The following is a 228-nucleotide window of genomic DNA, read 5'->3' on the forward strand; positions in this document are numbered from 1 at the left end:
GCAGTATTGCCAGGTCACCCCGGGCGCGTTTTCATTTAAAGTTGCACAAGCATCCGTGCGAGGAGCCGCTACATGGGCGCAACCAACAGGTTAGCCTGCTATTCCGATCCCGCTGATCACTATTCTCATCGGGTGCGCCTGGTTCTGGCCGAGAAGGGCGTCAGCGTGCAGTTTATCGATGTCGATCCCGCCCGCCTGCCGCCGAAGCTGGCCGAGGTCAATCCTTAT

1 protein-coding gene is annotated in these 228 nt (G+C 58.8%); it reads left to right on the forward strand.

Translation table 11 applies throughout. From position 1 onward, the window contains the following. Positions 1-72 precede the first annotated feature (72 nt). The coding region (locus SB719_RS23095) for a glutathione S-transferase N-terminal domain-containing protein (RefSeq protein ID WP_412160181.1) at positions 73-228 on the forward strand (156 nt) is incomplete at its 3' end.

It is taken from the genome of Pantoea sp. SIMBA_079 (assembly GCF_046940275.1).
Classification (GTDB): Bacteria; Pseudomonadota; Gammaproteobacteria; order Enterobacterales; family Enterobacteriaceae; genus Pantoea; species Pantoea borealis.